Annotated in this window: 20 protein-coding genes; 13 read left to right on the plus strand and 7 right to left on the minus strand. The window is 73.9% G+C overall.

Annotated elements, in window-relative coordinates:
• The first annotated feature begins 98 nt into the window (after positions 1 to 98).
• From ABD223_RS21230 to ABD223_RS21245, 4 genes are all read left to right on the plus strand, one after another.
• Positions 99 to 911 (plus strand): hypothetical protein, encoded by an 813-nt coding sequence (locus ABD223_RS21230; protein WP_344038085.1) that lies wholly within the window; start codon positions 99 to 101, stop codon positions 909 to 911.
• Between the two features lie 183 nt (positions 912 to 1,094).
• The gene (gene tatA, locus ABD223_RS21235; RefSeq protein WP_344038086.1) at positions 1,095 to 1,400 is read left to right on the plus strand and encodes a Sec-independent protein translocase subunit TatA; all 306 of its coding nucleotides are present in this window, start codon (positions 1,095 to 1,097) and stop codon (positions 1,398 to 1,400) included.
• Between the two features lie 125 nt (positions 1,401 to 1,525).
• Positions 1,526 to 2,425, plus strand: a complete 900-nt coding sequence (gene tatC, locus ABD223_RS21240) for a twin-arginine translocase subunit TatC (protein WP_344038113.1) — start codon at positions 1,526 to 1,528, stop codon at positions 2,423 to 2,425.
• Between the two features lie 18 nt (positions 2,426 to 2,443).
• Positions 2,444 to 3,349 carry a diacylglycerol/lipid kinase family protein gene (locus tag ABD223_RS21245; RefSeq protein ID WP_344038087.1) on the plus strand — a complete coding sequence of 302 codons (906 nt, stop codon included), beginning with the start codon at positions 2,444 to 2,446 and terminating at the stop codon, positions 3,347 to 3,349.
• Between the two features lie 80 nt (positions 3,350 to 3,429).
• On the opposite strand, the gene ABD223_RS21250 is transcribed toward ABD223_RS21245, so the two are convergent.
• Positions 3,430 to 3,912, minus strand: a complete 483-nt coding sequence (locus ABD223_RS21250; RefSeq protein WP_344038088.1) for a hypothetical protein — start codon at positions 3,910 to 3,912, stop codon at positions 3,430 to 3,432.
• A gap of 217 nt (positions 3,913 to 4,129) precedes the next feature.
• Between ABD223_RS21250 and ABD223_RS21255 the strand changes: the two genes are divergently transcribed.
• From ABD223_RS21255 to ABD223_RS21265, 3 genes are all read left to right on the plus strand, one after another.
• A complete protein-coding gene (locus ABD223_RS21255; protein WP_344038089.1) occupies positions 4,130 to 6,892 on the plus strand; it encodes a DEAD/DEAH box helicase in 2,763 nt (920 codons plus the stop codon).
• Between the two features lie 100 nt (positions 6,893 to 6,992).
• Positions 6,993 to 7,664, plus strand: coding sequence for a DUF4333 domain-containing protein (locus ABD223_RS21260; RefSeq protein ID WP_344038090.1), 672 nt, complete (start codon positions 6,993 to 6,995; stop codon positions 7,662 to 7,664).
• 306 nt (positions 7,665 to 7,970) lie between these two features.
• The gene (locus ABD223_RS21265; protein WP_344038091.1) at positions 7,971 to 9,188 is read left to right on the plus strand and encodes a GNAT family N-acetyltransferase; all 1,218 of its coding nucleotides are present in this window, start codon (positions 7,971 to 7,973) and stop codon (positions 9,186 to 9,188) included.
• 306 nt (positions 9,189 to 9,494) lie between these two features.
• Here the strand turns inward: ABD223_RS21265 and ABD223_RS21270 are convergent, their stop codons facing one another.
• Complete coding sequence (locus tag ABD223_RS21270) at positions 9,495 to 10,415, minus strand: 5'-3' exonuclease (RefSeq protein ID WP_380645783.1); 921 nt, start codon at positions 10,413 to 10,415, stop codon at positions 9,495 to 9,497.
• Positions 10,416 to 10,940: 525 nt separating this feature from the next.
• Here ABD223_RS21270 and ABD223_RS21275 point away from each other — a divergent pair.
• Both ABD223_RS21275 and ABD223_RS21280 read left to right on the plus strand, forming a co-directional pair.
• On the plus strand, positions 10,941 to 12,068 hold the full coding sequence (locus ABD223_RS21275) for a M24 family metallopeptidase (protein WP_344038093.1): 1,128 nt from the start codon (positions 10,941 to 10,943) through the stop codon (positions 12,066 to 12,068).
• A complete protein-coding gene (locus ABD223_RS21280; RefSeq protein WP_344038095.1) occupies positions 12,065 to 12,514 on the plus strand; it encodes an Lrp/AsnC family transcriptional regulator in 450 nt (149 codons plus the stop codon). The genes ABD223_RS21275 and ABD223_RS21280 overlap by 4 nt, the downstream gene beginning before the upstream one ends.
• Before the next feature lie 59 nt (positions 12,515 to 12,573).
• Here the strand turns inward: ABD223_RS21280 and ABD223_RS21285 are convergent, their stop codons facing one another.
• Positions 12,574 to 13,326 carry an aminotransferase class IV gene (locus ABD223_RS21285; protein ID WP_344038096.1) on the minus strand — a complete coding sequence of 251 codons (753 nt, stop codon included), beginning with the start codon at positions 13,324 to 13,326 and terminating at the stop codon, positions 12,574 to 12,576.
• A 78-nt stretch (positions 13,327 to 13,404) separates the two neighbouring features.
• On the opposite strand from ABD223_RS21285, the gene ABD223_RS21290 reads away from it, so the two are divergent.
• Together ABD223_RS21290 and ABD223_RS21295 are read left to right on the plus strand one after the other, a co-directional pair.
• Positions 13,405 to 14,535, plus strand: a complete 1,131-nt coding sequence (locus tag ABD223_RS21290) for a GlxA family transcriptional regulator (protein ID WP_344038097.1) — start codon at positions 13,405 to 13,407, stop codon at positions 14,533 to 14,535.
• A gap of 14 nt (positions 14,536 to 14,549) precedes the next feature.
• Positions 14,550 to 15,176 (plus strand): DJ-1/PfpI family protein, encoded by a 627-nt coding sequence (locus ABD223_RS21295; protein ID WP_344038098.1) that lies wholly within the window; start codon positions 14,550 to 14,552, stop codon positions 15,174 to 15,176.
• Between the two features lie 64 nt (positions 15,177 to 15,240).
• On the opposite strand, the gene ABD223_RS21300 is transcribed toward ABD223_RS21295, so the two are convergent.
• A complete protein-coding gene (locus tag ABD223_RS21300; RefSeq protein WP_344038099.1) occupies positions 15,241 to 16,179 on the minus strand; it encodes an RNA polymerase subunit sigma-70 in 939 nt (312 codons plus the stop codon).
• 245 nt (positions 16,180 to 16,424) lie between these two features.
• Between ABD223_RS21300 and ABD223_RS21305 the strand changes: the two genes are divergently transcribed.
• Positions 16,425 to 19,712: a tetratricopeptide repeat protein gene (locus ABD223_RS21305; RefSeq protein WP_344038101.1), complete on the plus strand. Its 3,288-nt coding sequence runs from the start codon at positions 16,425 to 16,427 to the stop codon at positions 19,710 to 19,712.
• Here the strand turns inward: ABD223_RS21305 and ABD223_RS21310 are convergent.
• The 3 genes from ABD223_RS21310 to ABD223_RS21320 are packed head-to-tail and all read right to left on the minus strand — an operon-like array spanning position 19,690 to position 22,071.
• Positions 19,690 to 20,259: a DUF4865 family protein gene (locus ABD223_RS21310; protein ID WP_344038102.1), complete on the minus strand. Its 570-nt coding sequence runs from the start codon at positions 20,257 to 20,259 to the stop codon at positions 19,690 to 19,692. The genes ABD223_RS21305 and ABD223_RS21310 overlap by 23 nt on opposite strands.
• Before the next feature lie 11 nt (positions 20,260 to 20,270).
• Positions 20,271 to 21,215, minus strand: coding sequence for a P1 family peptidase (locus tag ABD223_RS21315; RefSeq protein WP_344038103.1), 945 nt, complete (start codon positions 21,213 to 21,215; stop codon positions 20,271 to 20,273).
• 10 nt (positions 21,216 to 21,225) lie between these two features.
• The gene (locus ABD223_RS21320; RefSeq protein WP_344038104.1) at positions 21,226 to 22,071 is read right to left on the minus strand and encodes a hypothetical protein; all 846 of its coding nucleotides are present in this window, start codon (positions 22,069 to 22,071) and stop codon (positions 21,226 to 21,228) included.
• Positions 22,072 to 22,091: 20 nt separating this feature from the next.
• Between ABD223_RS21320 and ABD223_RS21325 the strand changes: the two genes are divergently transcribed.
• Entirely contained in the window at positions 22,092 to 23,390 is a 1,299-nt protein-coding gene (locus ABD223_RS21325) for a carboxylesterase family protein (protein ID WP_344038105.1), read from the plus strand.
• The last annotated feature ends 293 nt before the right edge of the window (positions 23,391 to 23,683 follow it).

Below are 23,683 nucleotides of genomic sequence, written 5' to 3' on the forward strand. Positions count from 1 at the left end.
CGCCCGGCGCCGGGATACCGGGAGCACCTTGCCCGCCGACCGGCACGGTCCATTGCCTCGGCTGAACGGGTGGCCGGCGTCGAAATACCGGAAACGCCTTGCCCGTCGACCACCCGATCGCTAGGTTCGATATTGCGCCGCTGTTGCGCCGGGGGATGCGGGTTGAACGGCCCGAATTCAACGCCTTCAATCAATTCTCGAATTCCGGTCGCAACACGGGTGTGATCACTTCGCACACCCGTTGTGGTTGTGCGCGATTACCTGTCGGCTTTACACGAGGGGATCCGGGTCTGATGTTGTCCAAAATCGTGAGGTTCGCGGCGGTCGTTGCCGCTGCTTCCACTGTTCTGCTGGCCCCTGTTTCGTCGGCGTCGGCGTCGGGGGCCGGCGCCTACGGGACGGACGCGCGTGCGGCGCTCGGCCGCCTGTCCACGACGGGGGCCCTCACGGAGCAGGACCGGAAGGTGCTGCTCAAGTACCCTGAACTGGCAGCGGGCGTGATGGACCCCGGTAAGAGCGTCTCGGGGTCCACGGTGGTCGCGGATCCCGCGCGCGCCAAGGAGATCGGGGCTCAGGCGTGCTGGATTTCCGACGCGTACCACCACGCGTTCACGCTTCTCGGCAACACCTTCTACAAGTTCCACCACCGCGCCGACTGGTGTCAGGACGGTTCTCGGGTGCTCGGTGTCCACTACCGCGACCACCGTTTCAGCGAGGTCGCTTCCAGCGCCTACCCCCGCCACATCGAGAGTGACGTGGTCACGCCGACGCCCTCGTGGGAGGTCAGGTCCCTCAAGAAGCACCTCGTGGAGAACTGCGTCTGGGACGGCTGCTTTTCGAGCACGCACCCGTGGGTCGAGCACACCATGCGCGGCAACGGTACCGGATATCCCGCGACCGGGGAGAACTGAACATTCGCTGATGTGCGGTAGATAGATTTTCGTTGGCGATCGGCGAGGGGGTGCGGGCACCCCCTCGCCGATCGCCTTTCGTGGCGGTGAGGGGTCGAACGCCGTTCATCTGGCGGTGGTGGACGGTCGGGTGGGCCCGAGTACGATCGGGGGGACACGGAGGCGGAAGGTGGACGAATGAACATGCCCGGGCCAACCGAGCTGATCATCATCGCCGTGGTGATCATCCTGCTGTTCGGCGCGAAGAAGCTGCCCGACATGGCGCGCTCCATCGGTCGTTCGGCGAAGATCCTCAAGGCCGAGACCAAGGGCCTGCGCACCGACGACGAGCAGCCGTCGACCCAGCAGCCCGTGCAGCAGCCCGTGCAGCAGCTGCCGCCCGCCCAGCCGCAGGTGGGTCAGCCGGTCGTGCAGCAGCCCGTGGCGCAGCAGCCGCAGGTGGCCCCGCCCGTCGAGCAGGTCCAGCAGAACCGGCAGAGCACCAACTGACCGGCTAGAGCGCCAACGAGAGTCGAAGGACGGTCCGCACGGTGGGGGCAAGTCCGGTCCGGTGGTGGTCCCAGCGCCGGGAGCGCCGCAAACTCACGAGCCGACGGGGCAACCCCGACGGCACGATGTCGCTGAAGGACCACCTGTACGAGCTGCGGCGCAGGCTGGGCTGGGCGCTGCTGTTCATCGGGGGCGGCGCGGTCTTCGGCTTCATCTGGTGGGGCTGGGACATCACCGGCCCGGTGACGAGCCTGGGCGAGATCATCACCACGCCCTACTGCGCCATCCCGGAGGACCAGCGGCTCACCCAGGTCGGCCAGGGCTGCCAGCTCCTGCAGACCCAGCCGTTCGAGGTCTTCATGATCCGCCTGAAGGTCGGCACCGGCGTGGGCATGGCGCTGACCGCCCCGCTGTGGCTGTACCAGGTGTGGCTGTTCATCTCGCCGGGCCTGTACGCCAAGGAGCGGCGCTTCGCGCTGACCTTCGTGTCGATCGCCTCGGTGCTGTTCGTCGTGGGCGCCACGCTGGCGTTCTTCGTGGTGCCGCAGGGCCTGGTCGTGCTGGTCGGCTTCGGTGACGGCCAGTTCATCACCGCGCTCACCGCGGGCGACTACGTCAGCTTCCTGCTGGCGCTGCTGCTGATCTTCGGCGTGAGCTTCGAGCTGCCCCTGGTGGTGGTGATGCTCAACCAGGTCGGCGTGCTGCCCTACGAGAAGCTGAACAAGTGGCGGCGCGGCATCGTGTTCGGCCTGTTCATCTTCGCCGCGGTCGCGACGCCGGGCACCGACCCGATCTCGATGGTGGCGCTGGCGGTGGCGCTGACGCTGCTGTTCGAGCTGGCCATCCAGATCTCCCGGGTCCACGACAAGCGGGCCGCGCGCAAGCACGGTGAGCTGGGCTGGGACGACGTGCCCGACGACGAGGCGGCCCCGTTCGACTACACGCCGTCCCAGGTCGAGGAGCCCTCGCCCTCGCCCTCGCCCGCGCCGGAGCCGCAGCGGGTGCGGTACGACGACGCCACCTGATCCGTAGGCTTGCCGGCCATGACGACGACGTCGACGCGGGCGGCCCTGCTGGTGTGCCCGGCCTCGGGCAAGGGCAGGGCCGCGCGCGTCGCGGGTTCGGTGGCGGCCGCGCTGCGCGAGGTGGTCGACCGCCTGGACCTGCACGTGGCGACCTCGGCCGAGGGCACCGCCCGGTTGGCGCGCGACGCCGTCGCGGGCGGGGTGGACGTGCTGGTCGTGCTCGGCGGCGACGGCGCGGCCCACCTGGGCGTGCAGGCGTGCGCGGGCACGTCCACGGCGCTGGCCGTGGTGCCCGCGGGCACCGGGAACGACCTGGCCGCGGCCCTGGGCGCGTCGTCCGCGGACGACGTGGTGGCCGCGCTGCGCGCCGGCGCGCGCCGACCGCTCGACCTCGGGCGGGTGGCCGCCGGCCCGTGGTTCGCGACCGTGCTGTGCGCGGGTTTCGACTCGGCGGTCAACGAGCGGGCGAACGCGATGCGCTGGCCCGCCGGCCCGCGGCGCTACGACCTGGCCATCCTGGCGGAGCTGGCGGCGCTGCGCCCCCGGCCGCTGGTGGTGGAGACCGAGGACCGGGTGGTGGAGCTGGACGCGCTGCTGGTCGCGGTCGGCAACACCACCAGCTACGGCGGCGGCATCCCGGTGTGCCCGGGCGCGTCCCTCACCGACGGCCTGTTCGACCTGACCGTGGTGGCCGCGACGCCGCGGCGGACCCTGCTGCGGATGCTGCCGACGCTGCGCACCGGCGGGCACGTCGGGCACCCCGCGGTGCGCACGTTCCGGGCCAGGTCGGTGCGGCTGTCCGGGCCGCCGTGGGTGGCCTACGCGGATGGTGAGCGGCTGCGCGAGGAGCCGCTGGGGGAGGCGGCGCTGGAGGTCGAGTGCGTGCCGGGCGCGCTGACGGCCGTGAGCAGCGTGGGGCCGTGAGCGTGGAGGCCGTGAGCGCGGGCCTGTGCGCAGGGGAGCCGTGAGCGCGGGGGTTGTGGGTCCTGGTTGAGGGCCGGTGCTCAGCGGTGCCTGCTGAGCACGTCGCGCTCCCGCCAGCCGGTCCGCGGCACGGTGGTGGCGCGGCTGAGCAGCCACCCGGCGACGGAGAGCACGCCGCCGGCGGCCTCGGCCGGCGTGCCGCACTCCGACTCCAGGGTCTCCAGCTCGTGCCGGCCGCAGTCGCTGATCGCGTCGCAGCGGATCGAGATCTCGCCGTCCACCAGCCAGGGCGGCGGCCGGCCGGCCCGGCCGCGGGTGTCGCACGGCACCGACAGGTGCAGCTCGAAGGCCAGCTCCTCGGTGCGGGCGACGCCGGCCAGGCCCGCGTAGGGCGCGCCGGGCAGGTGGTCGAACCCCAGGCCGCCGTCGGGGTCGCCCAGGTGGGCCGCCAGCCGTGCGACGAGGGCGGTCGCGGTGTTCAGCACGTCCAGGACGGACTCGACCTCACCGAGGTGGGGGAACACCCACCGGAGGTCGCCGTCCCGCAGTGGAATCGACGCCACGCCACCGAGTGTGCCGCAAGAAGAGCCCTAGTGGTCTCCATCGCTTCAGTGTTGACTTAAAACAGCTTCCCGGGTGACGCGCGGATCCATTCCCGGGTCGCGCGCCGACCGGTTCCGGGTCGCGCGCCGACGAGTTCTCGGGTCACACGTGGTCCTGTTCTCGGGGCGCGCGCGGATCTGGAAGGATTTTGTCGGTCCCATGTGACAGCCTGGACGGGTGTCCAGTTCCTCCCGGTCACCGGCCGACCAGTACGCGGACTACCGCCGCCGCTCGGCCCGGCCCAAGCTGACCGACTTCCTCTCGGTGATCTCCTTCGAGCTCGACCCGTTCCAGCGGCGCGCGTGCGAGGCGCTGGAGGACGGGCACGGCGTGCTGGTGTGCGCGCCCACCGGCGCGGGCAAGACCGTCGTGGGCGAGTTCGCCGTGCACATGGCCCTGGCCGAGGGCCGCAAGTGCTTCTACACGACGCCCATCAAGGCGCTGTCGAACCAGAAGTACGCGGACCTGGTCGGCCGGTACGGCCCGCAGAAGGTGGGTCTGCTCACCGGCGACACCTCGGTGAACGGCGACGCGCCGATCGTGGTGATGACCACGGAGGTGCTGCGGAACATGCTCTACTCGGGGTCGTCGACCCTGAACGGGCTCGCCTACGTGGTGATGGACGAGATCCACTACCTGGCGGACCGGTTCCGCGGCCCGGTGTGGGAGGAGGTGATCCTGCACCTGCCGGAGTCGGTGCGGCTGGTGGGCCTGTCGGCGACGGTGAGCAACGCCGAGGAGTTCGGCGAGTGGCTGGTCGAGGTGCGGGGTGACACCACGGTGGTGGTGGACGAGCACCGGCCGGTGCCGCTGTGGCAGCACATGCTGGCGGGCAACCGGATGATGGACCTGTTCGCGGGCGAGGACCCGGAGGGGCACAACCGGATCAACCCGCAGTTGCTGCGCCACACCGACGACCTGTCGCGCTACCACCTGCCGTGGAGCCGGGGGCGGGGCAACAAGGACCGGGGGCGGGCGCCGAGGTCGACGGGGTTCAAGCCGCCGTTGCGGGTGGACGTGGTGCAGCGGTTGGACGCGGCGGGGTTGCTGCCGGCGATCGACTTCGTGTTCAGCCGGGCGGGTTGTGACGCGGCCGTGCAGCAGTGCGTGCGCGCCGGGTTGCGGTTGAACTCGAACGACGAGGTCGAGGAGATCCGGGACGTCATCGAGGAGAAGACGCGGGACCTGCCGCAGGGCGACCTGATGGTGCTCGGCTACTGGGAGTGGCGGGAGGCGTTGGAGCGGGGGATCGCGAGCCACCACGCGGGGCTGCTGCCGGCGTTCAAGGAGACGGTGGAGGAGCTGTTCGTCCGCGGGTTGGTGAAGGTGGTGTTCGCGACCGAGACGTTGGCGCTGGGCATCAACATGCCGGCGCGGACGGTGGTGCTGGAGAAGCTGGTCAAGTACAACGGCGAGGCGCACGTCGACCTGACGCCGGGGGAGTACACGCAGCTCACCGGGCGTGCGGGGCGGCGCGGTATCGACGTCGAGGGTCACGCGGTGGTGGTGTGGCAGCCGGGGGTGGACCCGAAGGCGGTGGCGGGTCTGGCGTCGACGCGCACGTACCCGCTGCGGTCGTCGTTCCGGCCGGGGTACAACATGGCGGTCAACCTGGTGCACCAGTTGGGCGCGGCGTCGGCGCGGGAGATCCTGGAGCAGTCGTTCGCGCAGTTCCAGGCGGACCGGTCGGTGGTGGGTTCGGCCCGGCGGATCGAGCGGAACCGGGAGGCGCTGGTCGGGTACGCGGAGTCGATGAGCTGCCACCTGGGTGATTTCTCGGAGTACGCGTCGCTGCGCCGGCGGGTCGCGGACCGGGAGAAGGCGCTGGCCAGGCAGAACAGCTCGGCGAAGCGGGCGGAGGCGGCGGCGTCGCTGGAGCGGTTGCGCAAGGGTGACGTGATCGCGGTGCCGTCGGGGCGGCGGTCGGGGTTGGCGGTGGTGATCGACCCGGGCCTGGAGCCGTTGGGCGAGGCGCGGCCGCTGGTGGTGACGGAGGACCGGTGGGCGGGTCGGTTGTCGTCGGCGGACTTCCCGGCGCCGGTGGAGGTGCTGGGGCGGGTGAAGTTGCCGCGGCAGGTGGACACGCGGTCGCCGAGGTCGCGGCGGGACCTGGCGTCGACGTTGCGCAACACGGGGATCGTGGCGCCGGTGGTGCGCAGGCGGCGGTCGGCGGCGGAGGACGACGCGGAGCTGGCGACGTTGCGGCGGGCGTTGCGGGCGCACCCGTGCCACGGGTGCGAGAAGCGCGAGGACCACGCGCGGTGGGGTGAGCGGTACCACCGGTTGTTGGCGGAGACCGAGCAGTTGGAGCGGAAGGTCGCGGCGACGACGCACTCGTTGGCGCGCGAGTTCGACCGGATTCGGGGTTTGCTGCGGGAGCGGGGTTACCTGCACGCGGAGGAGGGCGGTCCGGGCGAGGAGGTCACCGAGCACGGCAAGCGGTTGACCAGGATTTACAGCGAGTCGGACCTGTTGGCGGCGGAGTGCCTGCGGCACGGGGTGTGGCGGGGCCTGGAGCCGGCGGAGTTGGCGGCGGTGGTGTCGGCGCTGGTGTACGAGGCGCGGCGGGACGGGCCGTTGGAGACGAGGTTGCCGCCGGGTCGGGTGTCGGACGCGATGATGGCGACGGCGCGGTTGTGGGCGGAGTTGGAGGACGACGAGCGGCGGCACCGGTTGGACCGGACGCGGCAGCCGGATCCGGGGTTCGCGTGGCCGGTGTACCGGTGGGCGCGGGGTGAGTCGTTGGAGAAGGTGTTGTCCTCGGCGGAGGAGAACGGCAACGAGTTGGGCGCGGGTGATTTCGTGCGCTGGTGCCGGCAGGTGATCGATTTCCTGGACCAGATCCGGGACGTGGTGGGCGGAGGTGAGCCGGTGGGTGCGGCGGCCCGGAAGGCGGTGGAGGCGTTGCGCCGGGGTGTGGTGGCGATGGCCACCGTTTGACAAAGCTTTGCGGGGTGGGTGGGTAGCGCCCTGGCACCTGTGGTTTGATCGCGCCCGCAAGCCCTAGAATTTTTTCCGTCACGACCGTCGGAGGCCGAGCATGACCAGTCCGTACGGACCGTCCGGAGGGAACGACCCGCAGCAGCAGTGGGGCCAGCAGCCCTACGGTGGGTACCCCGGCACGCCGTCGGGTGGTTTCCCCGCTCAGCAGCCCAACCCCTACGGGCAGCCGGATCCGTCGCAGCAGCAACAGCAGCAGCAGTGGGGGCAGCAGGCCCAGCAGCCGTACCCGCAGCAGCAGTACCCGGGCGGGTTCGAGCAGAACCCGCAGTCCAACCCGTACGGGCAGCAGCCGCAGCAGGGTCAGTTCGGCCAGCCCGGTCCGGGTCAGTACGGCCAGTACCAGCAGTACGGCCAGCAGGGCCAGTACGGGCAGCAGCCGCAGAAGAAGAAGTCGGGCGCGGTGCTGTGGGTGGTGGTCGCGCTGGTGGTGCTGGTGGTGGCGGCCGTGGGTATCACCGGTTTCGTCACGCCGGGGTTCTTCAAGAAGAAGGTGTTCGACAACGCGGAGGTCCAGAAGGGGGTCGTGACCATCCTGACGGACGTCTACAAGATTTCCGACGTGGAGAGCGCGACGTGCCCGGCGGACCAGGAGGTCAAGCCGAACACCACGTTCGAGTGCACCGCGAAGATCGACGGCGAGGACAAGACCGTGAAGATCACGGTGAAGACGGAGGACGGCGAGTACGAGGTGGGCCAGCCGGCGGGCTGAGCCGGAGCCTGGTTGCGCGCCGGGCCTGGTCCTGAGCCGGGCCTGGTTCCGAGCCGGAGTCCTGAGCCGAGGAGTTCCCGGGAGCCACCCCTTCGTTCACGAGGGGGTGGCTTTTCCGTACCACGACTTTTCCTCCACTCGACAACTCCACACCCTCTCCCCTCTCCCTCTCCTCCCTTGCCTCTCTCCGCTCCTTCCCTTCCTTCCCTTCCACACCTCCCCTTCCCCCTCTCCCTCCTCTCTCATGAACTCTGTGTGATGAAAACTTGTTAGCTTTGCTTGCGACCTCGGAGGCAGGATGCGGTGGTGACCGACCACGACATCCGCGTCCTCGACGACTCGCAGTACCGCGCCGCGCACACGCTGTTCCGGGGCACTCTCCACTACCCGCCCGCAGCCGATGACGGGTGGAAGCTGGCCCAGGATTCCTACGAGCCCGGACGGGCGTTCGGCGCGTTCGCCGACGACGAGCTGATCGGCACGGTGCAGGCGTTCTCCTCGCAGATGGCCGTGCCGGGTGGCGCCGTGGTGCCGCACGCGGCGGTGTCGAGGGTCGGGGTGCGGGTCGACTGGACGCGGCGCGGGGTGTTGAGCGCGCTGCAACGGGCGCAGCTGCGCTCGTTCGTCGAGTCGGGTGACGTGGTGGCGACGTTGCGCGCGTCGGAGTCGTTGATCTACGGCCGGTTCGGGTACGGGGTGGCGACGCGCTACCGGACCGTGCGGATCGACCGGTCGCGCGCCAAGCCCCGCACGCGGATCACCGGCCGGGTGCGGCTGGTCGACCTGGAGCCGGGTGAGCAGCTCGTGCGCTCGCTGTACGAGCAGGTGGCGCCGCGTCGGGTGGGGACGATCGGGCGGTGGCCGGCCTGGTGGTCGATGGGCCTCCACCAGCCGTCGCGCGACGAGCGCCCGAAGATCGCCGTGAGGTCGTCGGACGGCGAGGACGACGGCTACCTGATCTACAAGGTCAAGCCGGGTGTGCACGACGCGTCCGAGAGCAAGCCGACCACCCTGGACGTGATCGACCTGTGGGCCCGCACCCCGGAGGCGTGGGCCGACCTGTGGCTGTTCGCGCTGGGCGTCGACCTGGTGGCCGAGGTGACCGCCGAAGGCCGCCCCGTGGACGAGCCCCTCGAATGGCTCCTGGGCGACCGCCGCGCCTGCAAGACCACGGCCGAGGAGGACGAAACCTGGCTGAGGCTGGTCGACGTCCCGGCCGCGCTGAGCGCGCGCACGTACCGCGACCGCGCCGGAACGGCCCCCGTGCTGATCGGCGTGCGAGACACCTACCTGCCCGACAACACCGGCACGTACCGCGTGTCGGCCGACGGGGTCAGCCGGGTGACGGACGCGCCCGAGTTGGTGCTGGACGTGGACACCCTCGCTTCGGCGTACCTGGGTGACGTGTCGTTCTCCACCCTGGCGGCGACCCGCAGGCTGGACGTGGTGGAGCCGGACGCGCCGGCTCGGGCGGACGCCCTGTTCGCGGTGCCCGAGATCCCGTGGTGCGGCACCTTCTTCTGAGCCCGGCGGGTCCTGGGGCCAACCCTGGCGTTGGCCCCACAGCCCTCACCCCCGAAGACCCCGAGCCGCGCCGCTCGAACCCTCGAATCCCCCCGCGCGGCCCGATCGCGCCAGGCCCCCTGGCTCCCAGCCTGATCGCGCGCGGCCTGATCGCGTGAGGTCCCCTCGCGCGCAGCCCGATCACGCCCAGGCCCATCACCTCAGGTCCCCTCGCGCCCGTCCTGCCACGCCCGTCCTGTCGCGCCCAGGCCCATCACGCCCCGTCGCCCCATCACGCCCCGTTCCCACGCTCCGAGGGGCGCGAGGTCAACGGCGTTCGAGCGCGTTCACCAACCGAGGCACGGAACTGCCCAGACCCCACCGCCTGGTCAGCTCGGCCACGCGGTCGGGGTCGATCGGCGCGGCCGGGACCTCGTCCGACCGGTCGAGCACGACGTCGGCGTCGGTCGCCACGTCGACCACCGTGGGGGCCGCCGCGAGGTAGTCCTGCGCGGCCAGCAGGGCGTTGCGGGCGCGGGTGGTGAGCTTGCGGTCGCGGCCGTCGTGCACGGCGTCGAGCACGGCTTGGAGCGAACCGAACTCGCTGATCAGCTTCGCGGCGGTCTTCTCGCCGATGCCCGCCACGCCCGGCAGGCCGTCCGACGGGTCGCCGCGCAGCACGGCCATGCCCGCGTAGGCGGGGCCGGTGCCGGGGGTGGGCAGCCCGTACTTGGCGGCCAGCTCCTGCGGGCCGATCAGCTCCGCCTTGGCCCAGCCGCGACCCAGGTAGAGCACGCGCGCCGGGGTCGGCTCGTCGCGGACGACCTGGAACAGGTCGCGGTCGCCGGTGATCACCTCGACCGGGTCGGTGGTCTCGCGCGCGGTCAGGGTGCCGATGACGTCGTCGGCCTCGTAGCCCGCCGCCTCGGCGGTGGCGATGCCGACCGCGTCGAGCACGTCGAGGATGATCGGCACCTGCGGGGTGAGGGCGTCGGGCACTTCCTCTTCGCCGGCGGTGGCGCCCTGCGCGACCCGGTGCGCCTTGTACGACGGCAGGGCGGTGACCCGGAACTCCGGCCGCCAGTCCGCGTCCAGGCACGCCACCAGTCGGCTCGCTTTGCGGTCGGTGATGACCTTGGCGATGGTGTCGACGAACCCGCGAACCGCGTTCACCGGGGTGCCGTCCGGGGCGGTCATCGACTCCGGCAGCGCGTAGAACGCCCGGAAGTACAGGCTGGCGGCGTCCATCAGGACCAGCGGGGTGCTCACGGGGGAGAGCTTGCCAGAGATCACCGACAGTCGAGGGGCCCCGGTGCCTGCCTGTGGACAACTCGTCGGCATGCGCCTCTCGTCGGCATGGGCATCTCGTCGGCGGGGGGAGGGAGAGAGGAGGAGGGAGCGGAGCGGAGGGGGAAGGGTGGGCGGAGGGGAGAGGGGGATGGGTGAGGAGAGGGGCGGAGTGGAAGGGGCGAGTGGGTCGGGGTGGCGGAGAAGTGTGGAGGGACGCGAGGGGGCGAGTGGGTGGGGCGGGGTGGTGGTGGGAGCGGGGGAGTGTGGTGGGTGGGGTGGTGGTTGGTCGGCGGCTTCCTTCATGTTCAACCGATGATCGGTAACGGTGTTTCCGTACATTGTCGGGGCATGATCACCCGATCGTGTGGTCCGGGTCCGCGCAACCCCGGCTCACCCGCCAACCCGCGCCGAGCACCCTCCCACGTCACGACGCACCCCGCAGGGTGACGTGTGATCGCCCCACCACCACTAGGCTGCCGAACTATGTCGACCACAGTTGGGCCCGTCGACGTGGACGCGCTCCGCGCACGACTCGACCGGGCCTCCGCCGCGGCCTCCGCCGCCGGCCTGGACGCGTTGCTCATCGCACCCGGTTCGGACCTGCGGTACCTCATCGGCGCGGGCGGGGCGTCGTTCGAGCGGTTGACCTGCCTCGTGCTGCCCGTCGGCGGTGGTCCGCTGCTGGTGGTGCCGAAGTTGGAGCACCCCGGTTACGCCGACGTGCCCACCGGGGCGCTCGGGGTCGACGTCGCCACCTGGGTGGACGGCGAGGATCCTTACGCCCTGGTCAAGAAGGCGCTCAAGGGCACGCGCCACGCCGTGTCGGACATGATGCCCGCGCTGCACAACCTCCGGTTGAGGGACGCGGTCGGCGGTGAGCAGGTGCTGGCCGGGCCGGTGCTGCGCGAGCTGCGGATGCGCAAGGACGCCGCGGAGGTCCGGGCGCTGCGCAAGGCCGGCGCCGCCATCGACCGCGTCCACGCCCGCATGGCCGAGTGGCTGCGCCCCGGCCGCACCGAGCGCGAGGTGGGCGCCGACATCGCCGCCGCGATCGTGGCCGAGGGCCACACCGCCGCCGAGTTCGTCATCGTCGGCTCCGGCCCGAACGGCGCCTCGCCCCACCACGACGTCTCCGACCGGGTGATCCAGGCCGGTGACGTGGTGGTCGTGGACATCGGCGGGCCGGTCGCCGAGGGCTACAACTCCGACTCCACCCGCACCTACGTGCTCGGGGAACCCGCCGCCGCCGACGTCTGGGACACCTACGCGGTCCTCCAGGCGGCGCAGCGGGCCGCCGTGGAGGCGGTGCGGCCCGGCGTCACGTGCGAGGCCGTCGACGCCGCCGCGCGCGAGGTCATCGCGGACGCCGGGTTCGGCGAGCACTTCGTCCACCGCACCGGCCACGGCATCGGCCTGGACGTGCACGAGGACCCCTACATCGTCAGCGGCAACGACCTGCCGCTGGAGCCGGGCATGGCGTTCAGCGTCGAACCCGGCATCTACCTGCCCGGCCGCTGGGGCGCGCGCATCGAGGACATCGTGATCGCCACCGAGGACGGCGCGGAGAGCGTCAACAACCAGCCGCACGAGCTGGTGGTGCTGCCGGCGTGACGAACCTGGAGCCCACGGACCGGGCGATCCTGCGCGAACTGGCCGCCGACGGCCGGTGCAGCTTCACCGACCTCGCCGAGCGGGTCGGGCTGAGCGTGTCGGCGGTGCACCAGCGGGTGCGGCGGCTGGAGCAGCGCGGCGTGGTGAAGGGCTACGCGGCGCGGCTGGACGGCGACGAGATCGGCCTGCCGCTGACCGCGTTCATCTCCCTGACCCCGATCGACCCGGCGGCCCCGGACGACTACCCGAGGCGCCTGGAGCACCTGCCGCAGATCGAGGCGTGCTACTCGGTCGCCGGCGACGCCTCCTACGTGCTGCGCGTGCGGGTCGCGTCGCCGACGGCCCTGGAGGAGGTGCTGCGGCAGATCCGCGAGGCCGCCCACGTCTCGACCCGCACGACCGTGGTGCTGTCCACGCCGTACGAGGACCGGCCGCCCGCCGTCTGACGCCTGGCCCCTGCGCCGCCTGACGCCCGGCCGCCGTCCGACACCGCCTGGCGGCCGGTTCAGCGGAACTCGTCGCCGGGGACGGCGTCGTAGGCCGCCCGGAGCCGGGCCGTCACGCCCTCGTCCACGGCGAACCCGACGTCGCCGACGCGGGACACCGGGGCCACGCCCCGCGAGTTGGCCAGGAACGCCGCGCGGTAGCGGCCGACCTCCTCCAGGCGCACCACCTCGCGCCGCGACGGCAGCTCGCGCTCCAGCAGCGCCATCGCGGTGCCGTGCAGCCAGTCGGCCTGCGGCCACACCACGCCGCCGTCGGCGTCGACGAACCCGAGGTTGGCGGCCGAGCCCTCCACCACCACGCCGTCGCGGGACACCAGCAGCGCGTCGTCGAACCCGGCCCGCAGGGCGCGCCGCCGGTGGTGCAGCTGACCGAACCCGCCGAGGTGCTTCACGTGCGGCAGCGGCCGGGTGTAGTCCACGGGCATCAGCCGCTGCGGCACGTCCGACGGCTCCGCCGGCGGGGCCACCGACACCAGCACCGACGGCTCGTCCGGGCCGAACACGATCACGCGCACCGCCGCGTCCCGGACCTCGCCGAGCGCCCTCGACACCAGCTCCCGCACCCGGTCGCCGGCCAGGCCCTCCCCGTACAGCTCGCGGTTGCCCTCGTCGAGCCGCCGCAGGTGCAGCTCCAGGCCCTTGGCGCGGCCGTCGCGGACCTGCATGGCGGTGAAGTGCCCGTAGTTGGCGAGCAGGCCGCGCGCGAGCAGTTCCGGGGCGGCGGGTTCGCCGTCGATCTCGATCCTCAGCACGGCGCCGACCGTAGCGTGGCAGGAATCGAGGGTCGCGCGTCGTTGCCGCCGGCCCGGGGGAGACGGAGGGTGGGTGTCGTGGAACGCGAGGTGCTGATCGTCGGGTACGAGGGGGCGACGATGACCGACATCGCCGGCCCGGTCGACGTGTTCACGGGAGCCGGCCAGGTCTGCGCCGCTCGCGAACACGACGCCGCCCGTGCGCACGACAGCGGCCGCGACCAGGGGGACGGGCGGGGGCCGGGGAACGGCCAGGGGCAGGGGGTAGGGCGGGGGCAGGGCGGTGGGCGAGGCAGCGGGCAGGGCGGGGCGCAGGCCGCCGGGCGAGGTGGCGGTCAGGAGTGGAGCGGCGGTTACCGGGTGCGGTTGGCGGCCCCGGGTGGCGGCTTCGCGGTGCACGGCGGCCTGCGGCTGGAGGCCGAGGACCTCAGGTCGGTGCCCGGAGGGGTGGACACCGTCCTGGTCGTCGGCGGCTTCGGCTTCACCGCCGCCGCCCGCGACCCCGAGCTGCTGCACCACGTGCGACGCCTGTCACCGGGGGCCAGGAGGGTCGCGAGCGTGTGCACGGGCGCGTTCGTGCTCGCCGCCGCCGGCCTCCTCGACGGCCGCCGCGCCACCACGCACTGGGCCTTCTGCGACCGGCTCGCCGCCGAGCACCCCTCGGTCGAGGTGGTGCCCGACGCGATCTACGTGCGCGACGGCCGCACCGCCACCTCCGCCGGCGTCACCGCGGGCATCGACCTCGCCCTGGCCCTGGTGGAGCACGACCACGACGCGGCGCTGGCCCGCCTGGTGGCCCGCTGGATGGTGGTGTTCCTCCAGCGCCCCGGCGGCCAGTCCCAGTTCAGCGTGCGCGCCCGCGTGCCACCGGTCCGCGAGCCCGGCCTGCGCGCCGTGCTCGACGCGGTCGCCGACGACCCGGCGGCCGGCTGGACCGTCGAGGCGATGGCCCGCCGCGCCGCGATGAGCACCCGGCACTTCGCCCGCGTGTTCCCGCGACGGGTCGGCGTCCCGCCCGCCCGGTACGTGGAGCGGGCCAGGGTCGAGGCGGCGGCGGGCGTGCTGGAAGCGGGCGACGAGGGGTTGGACGCGGTGGCCAGGCGCTGCGGCTTCGGGTCGGCGGAGACCATGCGCCGCGCGTTCCTGCGGGTGCTCGGCGTGACGCCGGGCGGTTACCGCCACAGGTTCCGCACCACCGGTGCGGCATGAGGAGGGGGAAGAAGATGGACGTCGCTTTCACGCTCTACCCGGGCATGACCGCGCTCGACCTGGTCGGCCCGTACGAGGCGCTGGCCAACCAGCCGGAGGTGACCGCGCACTTCGTCGCGGCCTCGCCCGACCCGGTGCGGTGCGACGCGGGGCTGGTCGTCACGCCGACCACCACGTTCGACGAGATGACGGCCGCCGACGTGATCGTGGTGCCCGGCGGCAGCGGGTGGGTCGGGGCGCTGGACGACGGCGCGGTGGCCGCCTGGCTGCGCCGGGTGCACCCGGCCGCCACCTGGACCACCTCGGTGTGCACCGGCGCGCTGCTGCTGGCGCGGGCCGGGATCCTCGACGGCCGCCCCGCCACCACGCACTGGGCGGTCCACGAGGAGCTGGCGTCCCTCGGCGTCGAGGTCCGCGCCGACCGGGTCGTCGTCGACGGGCCCGTGATCACCGCCGCCGGGGTGTCCGCCGGGATCGACATGGCGCTCACCCTGGTCGGGCTGATCTGGGGCGACGAGCGGGCCGAGTTCACCCAGCTCGTCCTGGAGTACGACCCCCGGCCGCCCTACCGGGCCGGGTCGCCGGAGACCGCGCCCGCCGAGGTCGTCGCCCGCGCCCGCGCCGTGCTGGGCGAGCGCTGAAGGCGGGGGCGCGCGACCGGCGTGGCCAGCCGCGCCGGTCGCGCGCCCGTCACAGCGCCGCCCGTCACAGCGCCGCCGGCAGGCCGAAGAGCGCGAACCGGTCCGACGGGAACGTGACCACCTCGGCGATCGCGTCGCCCTCGACCCGCAGCACGTCCAGCGCCAACGCCTCGAAGCGCCCACCACCCGGCTCTCGGACGTAGTTCGCCACGGCCGGCTGCCGGTTCGCCCGCGTCTCCAGCGCCCGCCACTCGCCGATCGCGCCCGGGCCCGCCATGAACGGCGCCCAGACGCCCATCAGCGCGTCCCGCCCGCGGTGCCGCTCGGGCCGCGGCGGCATCGTCCACGTGGCGTCCTCGCGCAGCGCCGCCGCGAGCCGGGCCATGTCGCCGCTCTCGGTGGCCTCCACGAACTCGCGCACCACGGCCCGCTCCCGCGGGTTCGGCTCGCCCGACCAGTCGGCGCGCCGCTCCGGCAGGTGCCTGCGCATGGCCACCCGCGCCCGGTGCAGCGCGCTGTTCACCGCGGGCACCGTGTCGCCCAGCAGCGCCGCGGCCTCGCCCGCCGGCCACCCCAGCACGTCCCGCAGCACCAGCACCGCCCGCTGCCTGGCCGGCAGGTGCTGCACCGCGACCAGGAACGCCAACTCGATCGTCTCCCGCGCGACCACCTCGACGTCCGGCCCCGCGCCGGGCTCGGCGCGGTCCAGCAGCACGTCCGGGAACGGCTGGAGCCACGGCACCTCCCCGCCCGGGGCGTGCGCGGCGCGGCGGCCGATCACGTCCAGGCACGCGTTGGTCGCGATCCGGTAGAGCCACGCCCGGAACGACGAACGCCCCTCGAACGTGTCACGGGCGCGCCACGCCTTGAGCAGCGTCTCCTGCACCAGGTCCTCGGCCTCGTCGAACGAGCCGAGCATCCGGTAGCAGTGCACCCGCAGCTCGTGCCGGTGCCGCTCGGCCTCGCCCGCGAAGTCGACCGCCATCCCCGCGGCCTCGCCCATGCCGTCCCTCCCGTGGTCCGCACCGTGACGTGCCCGTCGCACGTCGCGCAACCCGTTGTGACGACACCGGGCCGGAAAACTGTTCGGGCGCCCGGCGCCGGCCGGCCCGGCAGGGGGTGTGACGAGGCCGATCGGCACGTCAACCGCGGTATTTCCTACGACCGGGCCCGTTCGTGGCGTAGTTTCTGCCCGCCACCTCCTGTTCCGGTGGACCTCGCCGTTCGCTTCGCAAGGGTCGTGAGCCAGTGGACCTCGGTGCCCCGCACGGAATCCGGTTCCGCTTCGAGGCGGGACTGCTGCGCGCCGTCCTGCTCGACGTGCACCGCAAACCCCCGGTCGACGCGGGCGAGCAGCTGACCGGCCTGCACGGCGGCACCCGCGACCTGCTGGTCGACGAAACCCGCGACGACACCCGCGACACCGGCAACACCGGCCGGACCCGCGACGGGCGCGTGCGCGCGGTGCTGCGGCAGCGCTTCGACCTGCCCGCCCCCGCCCGCTGGCGGCTCACCATCGGCGCGCCCGGCGCCCACACCGACGACGGCGTGGTGTTCGACCTGCCCGGCTCGGTGCGGCTGCTGGTGTCCGGCACCGAACCGTGCGAGGCGGAGGACGACGGCGTGCGCGCGTGGCTGCCCGCGGGCGAGTCGGAGCTGACCGTCGAGGTCACCAGCGAACCCGTGTTCGACGTCGGCGACACCGCCGTGGTGTGCCGCCCGGACCGGGTGGTCGAGGCGGCCGTGGTGCTCTCGTGCCTGCCCGGCGACCGGCTCGCGCCCCTCATCGTGCTCGGGCCGGAGGAGAGCGGCTCCGCCCGCCGCGACGAACTGGTCGCGGACCTGCTCACCGCCACGGGCGCGCGCCGCGCGGTGCTCCTCGCCGACCCCGGCGAACCGCCGTTCGACCTGCCCGAGCACGTGCCCCTGCCCTGCGCCGACCCCACCGACCTCGCCACCCTCACCGACCGGGCGTGGGCCCTGCTGCGCGGCGGCGAACCCGCGCGCGTGCTCGACGTCCCACCCGACGCCGACCCGGTCGCCGCCCTGTTCACCGCCCTGCGCGCGGGCGCGGCGCTGCGCGTGGTCGACGGCGCGCCACCCGTGCCGTTCGCCGCGCACAACCCCGCCGACGGCGACGAGGCCGTGCTGGTCGAGCGCACCGGCGACGCCGACGACCTGGTCGCCGCCCTCTACGCCCACCACCGCGGCGCGCGCCTGGTCGTCACGCCCCGACCCGACCTGACCGAGGTCGCCCGGGTCGTCGCCGAGGAGCAGGACCGCGTCACCGCCGCGGCCGGCGCGATCGGCGACGCCGTCAAGGGCATCGGGTTCGTCGAAGCCCTCTGGCGCTACCTGTCCACCGGCGGCCACGACCCGTACGCGGCGGTCGAGGCCGTGGTCACCGCGCAGGTGCCCGCCGAGGCCGTCGCCGACGTCGGCGACCGCAGGCTCACCGCGTTCACCACCGGCCTGCCCTACCCGTTCGTGCGCACCGACGAGGCCAACTGGGCGCGCAAACCGATCGGGCACGTGGTCGCCGACCCGGCGCTGGTCGTGCTCACCGAGCTGCACCGGGCGGGCGTGGCGCGCGAACCCGGCGCGTTCAGCCTCGCGTTCGACCCCGGCGTGTTCCGGGAACTGCCCGAGACCACCGCCTCGCTCGGCCACCACACCCACTCGATCGCGCCGGCCGCGGAGGACTCGTCGATCGCCGCGCTGCGCGAGCTGACCGCCCGCCTGCCCGTCGAGCTGGTGTTCTTCAACACCCACGACACCGACCACGCCATCGTGCTCGGCGGCGAGGAGCTGCCCGACCACGACGTGCCCGTGACCCTGCCGCACCGGCCGATCGTGTTCAACAACTCCTGCCGCTCCTGGACCGACCTGGGCCGCGAGTTCACCCGCGCCGGCGCCCGCGGCTACATCGGCACGCTGTGGACCATCCCGCCGAACCTCGCCGCCGGGTTCGCCCGCACCGTCGTGCGGCGGCTCACCGCCGAGGAGACGCCCGCCGCGCACGCCATCGTCAACACCGGCACCCCCGGCGGCATCGAGCGGTCCTACCTGTACGCGGGCACCGTCAACGGCAGGCTCGACGAGTGGCGCGACCGGTCCACCACCGACACCGAGGCCGCCCTGACCGCCTGCGAGCTGCTCGCCGCCGCCGCCCGGGACCACACCACCGGCCCCGCGGCCCGCGTGCTGCGCCGCGAGCTGGCCGCGCTGCGCCCGGTGGCCGAATCGGCGGGCGCCACCGGCACACCCGCCTACGCCGACCTGCTGCTGGCCGAGCTGGCGCTGGAGGACGACGACGCGCGGGCCGCCGACCTGGTCGAGCGGCTCGACGCGGTGCTGCCCGACCTGACCGAGGACGCCGACGAGCGCCGGGCGAGCAGGTACGTGCTCACCGGGGCGCGGGCCGAGCGGCGCGGGGAATGCGCCGCCGCCCTCGCCGACTTCGAACGAGGTGTGGGCTTGGGCGACGCGTGCCGCGACCGGGCGGACGTGCTGTTGCGGATGGCGAGGTTGCTGATGCGCGAGGACCGGACCGACGAGGCGAGGCGGGCGGCGCTGACCGCGCACGAGGAGCACCGGGCGCGGGGCTCGCGAGCCGGTCTGCTGGAATCGGTCACCGTGCTCAACGACATCGGCGGCGACGACCCCGACACCGCCCTGCGCCGCGCCGTCGAAGGCCACGACCTGGCCGAGGAGCTGGGCGACCGGGCCCGGCAGGCCGCGTTCAAGCTCGACGAGGGCGACCGGCGGCGCGCGGCGGGCGACCTCGACGCCGCCATCGAGGCCGCGCAGCGGGCCGCCGAGCTGTTCCGCGCCCAGGACGACGGGCCCGGCGAGCTGGCCGCGCTGCGCCGCCTCGTCGCGTGCCACCGCGACCGCGGCGACCTCGACGGCGCCCGGCGGTGCGCCGCCGCCGGCCTGGCCCGCGCCGAACAACTGGGCGCGGCGCCCGAGGTCGCCTCCTTCCACGACGACCTCGGCGGCGTGCTCACCGCCCAGGGCGAGCACGCCGAGGCGCTGGGCCACTACCGGCACGCGGTGGAGAAGCTCGTCGCCACCGGCGCGTGGGAACGCGGCGCGGAACTGCTCCCGCACCTGGCCGTCGGCGCGGTGCGCGCGGGCGACCCCGGGGCGCTGTGGACCGCGGCCCTGTGCGGCGGCCTGATCTGCGAGGTCGCGCCGCGCACCGTGTGGGCGTCGCTGGTGCCGCTGGTGGTCGACTCGATGAAGCGCGCCATCGAGACCGGGCCGCGGGAGCTGACCCAGCGCGGCATGACCGACTTCGCCAGCGCGGTCACCGCCGGCCGGCGCGAGGACATGCCCGCCCAGGTCGGCATCCTCGCCGACGTGGTGGTCGTGCTGCTGGCGTGGCTGATGGACCGGGTCGACCGGGGCGTCCTCGGCCTCGCCCGCGAGCTGGAGCGCACCACCGGCGGCGTGCTCGACCTGACCGGCTACCTGTCGGTGCCCTACGAGCGCCGCCTCCGCGACCGACCTACCAGTGACGGCCCTCGCTGAGGCCGTCCAGCTCCGGCCGCGACACGTGCAGCACCTCGTAGCGGACCTCGTCGTCGGTCTCCGGCGCCTCGCTCCACAGGCTGAAGTGGACCAGCTCCCAGTTCCGCGGGTCGACGGCCACCGCGGTGCTGTGCAGCGCGGGGTGGCCCTCGACCCGCTCCAGCCCCTCGACGGCCTGCCGGACCGCGTCGGCCGGGTCGGCGTCGGCGGACAACCGCCAGACGCGCTTGGTGGCCCCGGTCGGCTCCCCGGCCCGGCCGCGCGCGAAGGCGAGACCGGTCCAGTGCTGCACGGTCGGGCGGCCGAAGTCCCCGCTCAGCCCCGCGAACCCCGGCCCCCACAGGAACGCGTTCATGCCCTCGACCGCGCGCCACAGGTAGAACGGCGAGTACTGGTTGACCGGCGAGCCGTCGACACCGCGCTCCCGCACGCAGTAGGCCTTCAGGCCCAGGCCGGGGAACCCGTCGGTGAACGACCCCCTCGTGGCCACCCGGTTCCGGATGATCCCCATGTCGTAGTCGGCGGGCAGGGTGATCTCGTAGTGCATGGCGTGCATGGTCAGGTCCCCCGGTAGTCGGTAGCGGTGCGCGGGTACAGCTCGCGGTAGGCGGCGAGGTGGCCCCACGGCGTGGTCACCGACTCCGCGTTGAGCAGCCCGTGCACGAGCGCACGGGCGAAGACCAGTCGCGCCGCTGCGGCCACGGCGAGCGGATCGGCGTCGTGGGAGCCGGTCGCGGCGGCGAAGACCGCGTCGCCGTCGGTGAGGCCGTGGGCGGGCCGGACGGCCAGCGCCAGCCCCTCCTGGGCGGCCTCCGCCAACGGGTACGGCGCGATCCGGGCGTTGGTCGCGACCACGCCGATCACCGTGTTGAACGGCGGCGCGCCGGGCGGACGGGCCGCGCGGGCGGCCTCCAGGTCGTCCCCACCCGGCCCCGGGAACTCGCCGGGCGCGCCCAGGCCCGCGGCGAACGGCAACCCGGTCGCCACGTCCACCGACGGGCCCACCGCGTTCAACGCGGCCACGGCGCCCACCACGACCCCGCCGGGCAGCACGGCGCTCGCGGTGCCCACACCGCCCTTCAGGGCGGCGTTGAGCGCGCCCGTGCCCGCGCCGACGTTGCCCTGCGCCACCTCGCGACCCGCGTTCCGCACCGCCTCGGCGCCCTCCGCCGCACCGGGCCGGGCGCCGAAGTCGCCACCGCGCCCCAGGTCGAACAGCGCCGCGGCGGGCACCACACCACCCAGCACCCGCTCCGCGCCGTCGGCGGCCGACAAGCCGTACGCGCTGCCGCCGGTCAGCAGGACACCGGGCACCTCGCGGCCACCGTGCCGGGGGTCGAGCGCGGCCGTGTCCCGCGTCGCCGGACCACCGCCGCGCACGTCCACCGACACGAGCGACCCGGGCGGGAACAACACCGCAGTCACACCCGTCAGCGCGCCGCCGCCGACCCGCGTCGCGTGCCCGACCAGCACGCCGGGCACGTCGGTGATCGCGTTGCGCACGACCGCGATGCTACTTGCCGACCCCGGCCGGTCCGGCGGTCCCGCCCGGGTCGTGCCGCGCCGCCGGGTCGGTGAGCAACCGCGCACCGATCTCGCGCACCACCGCCACCAGCAGGTCCACGTCCGCCTCGGTGGTCCGCCAGTTCACGATCGCCGGCCGCAACGCCACCACGCCCCGGTGCACCGTCGTGCCCGCGTACACGCGGCCGTCCGCCACCAGCTCCTCGCCCAACCGGCGGTTGAGCCCGTCCAGCTCCCCGCCCGGCACACCCGGCGGGCGGAAGCGGAAGCACACGACGAACACCGTGACCGGCGCCAGCAGCTCCCGGTCCCGCACGAACGCGAAACCGCTGTCACAGGGCACGTTGAGCCACTTGTGCCCGTCCGCGGTCACGTCCACCCCGTGCTGCCGCGCCCACCACCACCGCGCGCACGCCAACCCGGTGAGGTTGGCGAACGTCGCGCTCGGCGTGAGCACCCCGCCGTACCGCTCCGGCAGGCCGAACAGCTCCTTGAGCCACCCCAGCACCACCGCCTCCGCCCGCGCCGCCAACGGCGACGTCAGCCGGTCCGCGGCCTGCGCCGCCGGCGTCGCGCCACCCACCACGAAGTGGAAGAACCGCGGCCCGGACGAGTGCGTCGCGGCCCTCGTCCCGCCGCGGAGCAGCTCGGCCACCGCCGCCGCCGCGCCGTCACCGGCCTCCGGCAGCGGACCGCCGAGGTCGTCCAGCAGGTGGGCGTGCGCGGCGTCGCGCACCGGCAGGTCGGGCAACGCGTCCAGGTACGGGCCCGCGGCGGCGGCCACCAGCTCCAGCACCTCGGCGGCGTTCCCCCGCTCGTTCAGCGGATCACCCATCCGTGGCAGGGTAGACACCGATGACGCGACGTGGGCGGTTCCGGGGGAGGGCGGTCGACCCGTCGGTGGACGCGTTCCTCGGCATCCGGTACGCCGAGCCGCCGTTCGGGGCGCGGCGCTTCGCCGAACCCGACCCCGTCGACCCTGCCGGCCCACCCGTCGACTGCCTGGGATTCGGCCCCCTCGCGCCCCAGGCCGCGCTGCTGCCCGGCACACCCCTGTGGCGACCGGGCCACGAGGACGTGCTCACCCTCAACATCTGGGCGCCGCCCCCGGCGCCCGAACCCCGGCCCGTGCTGCTCTTCCTCCACGGCGGGGCCTACACGTTCGGGTCATCCGCACAACCCGACTTCGACGGCGCCGCGCTGGCCCGCGCCGGCCTCGTCGTGGTCACCTGCAACTACCGGGTCGGGTTCGAGGGCTTCGGGCACGTGCCCGGCCGACCCGACAACCGGGGCCTGCTCGACCAGCGCGCCGCGCTGCGGTGGGTGCGCGCCGGCATCGAGGTGTTCGGCGGCGACCCCGACAACATCACCGTGGCCGGGCACTCGGCGGGCGCGACGTCGGCGCTGTTCCTCGCCGCCGCCGAACCCGTCCGCCGCGTGATCGCGCACAGCCCGCCCAACCGCGTCCACACGCCCGGCTTCGCGCGCGGCGTGGCCGAGTGGGTCGACACCACCACGCCGGAGTCCACCGTGCTGTCCGCCGCCCGGCTCGCCAAGGCCCAGCGCACCGGACCGCTGTCCCACGACCCGGTGCTGTTCGGCCCCGTCGCCGACCGGCTGCCCACCGTGCCGCCGCACGTCGACCTGCTGCTCGCCCACACCGACGTCGAGTACCGGCTGTTCGAGGAACTGGGCAGCTTCCGCGTCGCCCGCACCGCCGCCGAACTCCTGCGGTTCGGGCGCGACTGGGGCATCCCCGACCACGTCGTGACCGCCTACCGCGAGTTCCCCGACGCCCACACCCTGCTCGCGGGCGACTTCCTGTTCGTCGAGCCCACCAACCGCGCGTTCGAAACCCACCCCCGAGCCCACCTGGCCCGCTTCACCCGACCACCGGCGTGGCACAACGCGGACCTGCCGTTCTGCTTCGGCAACCTGCGGGGCGCCGACTTCCTCATCGGCGGCGCCCCGGGCCCCGACGAGCACGCCCTCGCCCGGCGCGTGCTCGCCTCGTGGGTCGCCTTCTGCACCACCGGCGACCCCGGCTGGACCGGCGTCCACCACTGGGGTCCGGTGGTCGAACCGCGCCGCGCCCCGTGGCGGGGCGTCCCCCTGGACCCGACCTTCGGGCACCTCCCGATCCCACCGACCTGACCCCTCGGGCTCGGCGTGGGCTGCGCGCGCAGCCCCCGGGGGGTCCGGCACGATCGGGTGAACCTTCGCCGAAGATGTACGAAAACAGCGTCCTCGCCACTCGGTTAGAACATGAAGGAACCCCGAACCACCGCACCCGCCGGATGCCGGCCCTGGACGCCAGAGCCGGCCGGCCACGCCGGACGTCAGCGCCGGCCGCCGGCCGCCGGCCCCGGCCGCTGGCCCCGGACGGCAGCGTTGCGGCCGGCCCCGGCCCGCTCGCGCCAGCCGCCCGCAGCCGTTTGCCCGCCCGC

It is taken from the genome of Saccharothrix xinjiangensis (genome assembly GCF_039527585.1).
Classification (GTDB): Bacteria; Actinomycetota; Actinomycetes; order Mycobacteriales; family Pseudonocardiaceae; genus Actinosynnema; species Actinosynnema xinjiangensis.

What these genes read in the sequence shown, in the direction of transcription:
- ABD223_RS21295 (WP_344038098.1), top strand. Translation starts at nt 14,550, where the DNA reads ATGGACGTCGCTTTCACGCTCTACCCGGGCATGACCGCGCTCGACCTG.
- ABD223_RS21260 (WP_344038090.1), top strand. Translation starts at nt 6,993, where the DNA reads ATGACCAGTCCGTACGGACCGTCCGGAGGGAACGACCCGCAGCAGCAG.
- ABD223_RS21270 (WP_380645783.1), bottom strand. Translation starts at nt 10,415, where the DNA reads ATGGACGCCGCCAGCCTGTACTTCCGGGCGTTCTACGCGCTGCCGGAG.
- tatC (WP_344038113.1), top strand. Translation starts at nt 1,526, where the DNA reads ATGTCGCTGAAGGACCACCTGTACGAGCTGCGGCGCAGGCTGGGCTGG.
- ABD223_RS21310 (WP_344038102.1), bottom strand. Translation starts at nt 20,259, where the DNA reads ATGCACTACGAGATCACCCTGCCCGCCGACTACGACATGGGGATCATC.
- ABD223_RS21275 (WP_344038093.1), top strand. Translation starts at nt 10,941, where the DNA reads ATGTCGACCACAGTTGGGCCCGTCGACGTGGACGCGCTCCGCGCACGA.
- ABD223_RS21325 (WP_344038105.1), top strand. Translation starts at nt 22,092, where the DNA reads ATGACGCGACGTGGGCGGTTCCGGGGGAGGGCGGTCGACCCGTCGGTG.
- tatA (WP_344038086.1), top strand. Translation starts at nt 1,095, where the DNA reads ATGCCCGGGCCAACCGAGCTGATCATCATCGCCGTGGTGATCATCCTG.
- ABD223_RS21245 (WP_344038087.1), top strand. Translation starts at nt 2,444, where the DNA reads ATGACGACGACGTCGACGCGGGCGGCCCTGCTGGTGTGCCCGGCCTCG.
- ABD223_RS21300 (WP_344038099.1), bottom strand. Translation starts at nt 16,179, where the DNA reads ATGGGCGAGGCCGCGGGGATGGCGGTCGACTTCGCGGGCGAGGCCGAG.
- ABD223_RS21320 (WP_344038104.1), bottom strand. Translation starts at nt 22,071, where the DNA reads ATGGGTGATCCGCTGAACGAGCGGGGGAACGCCGCCGAGGTGCTGGAG.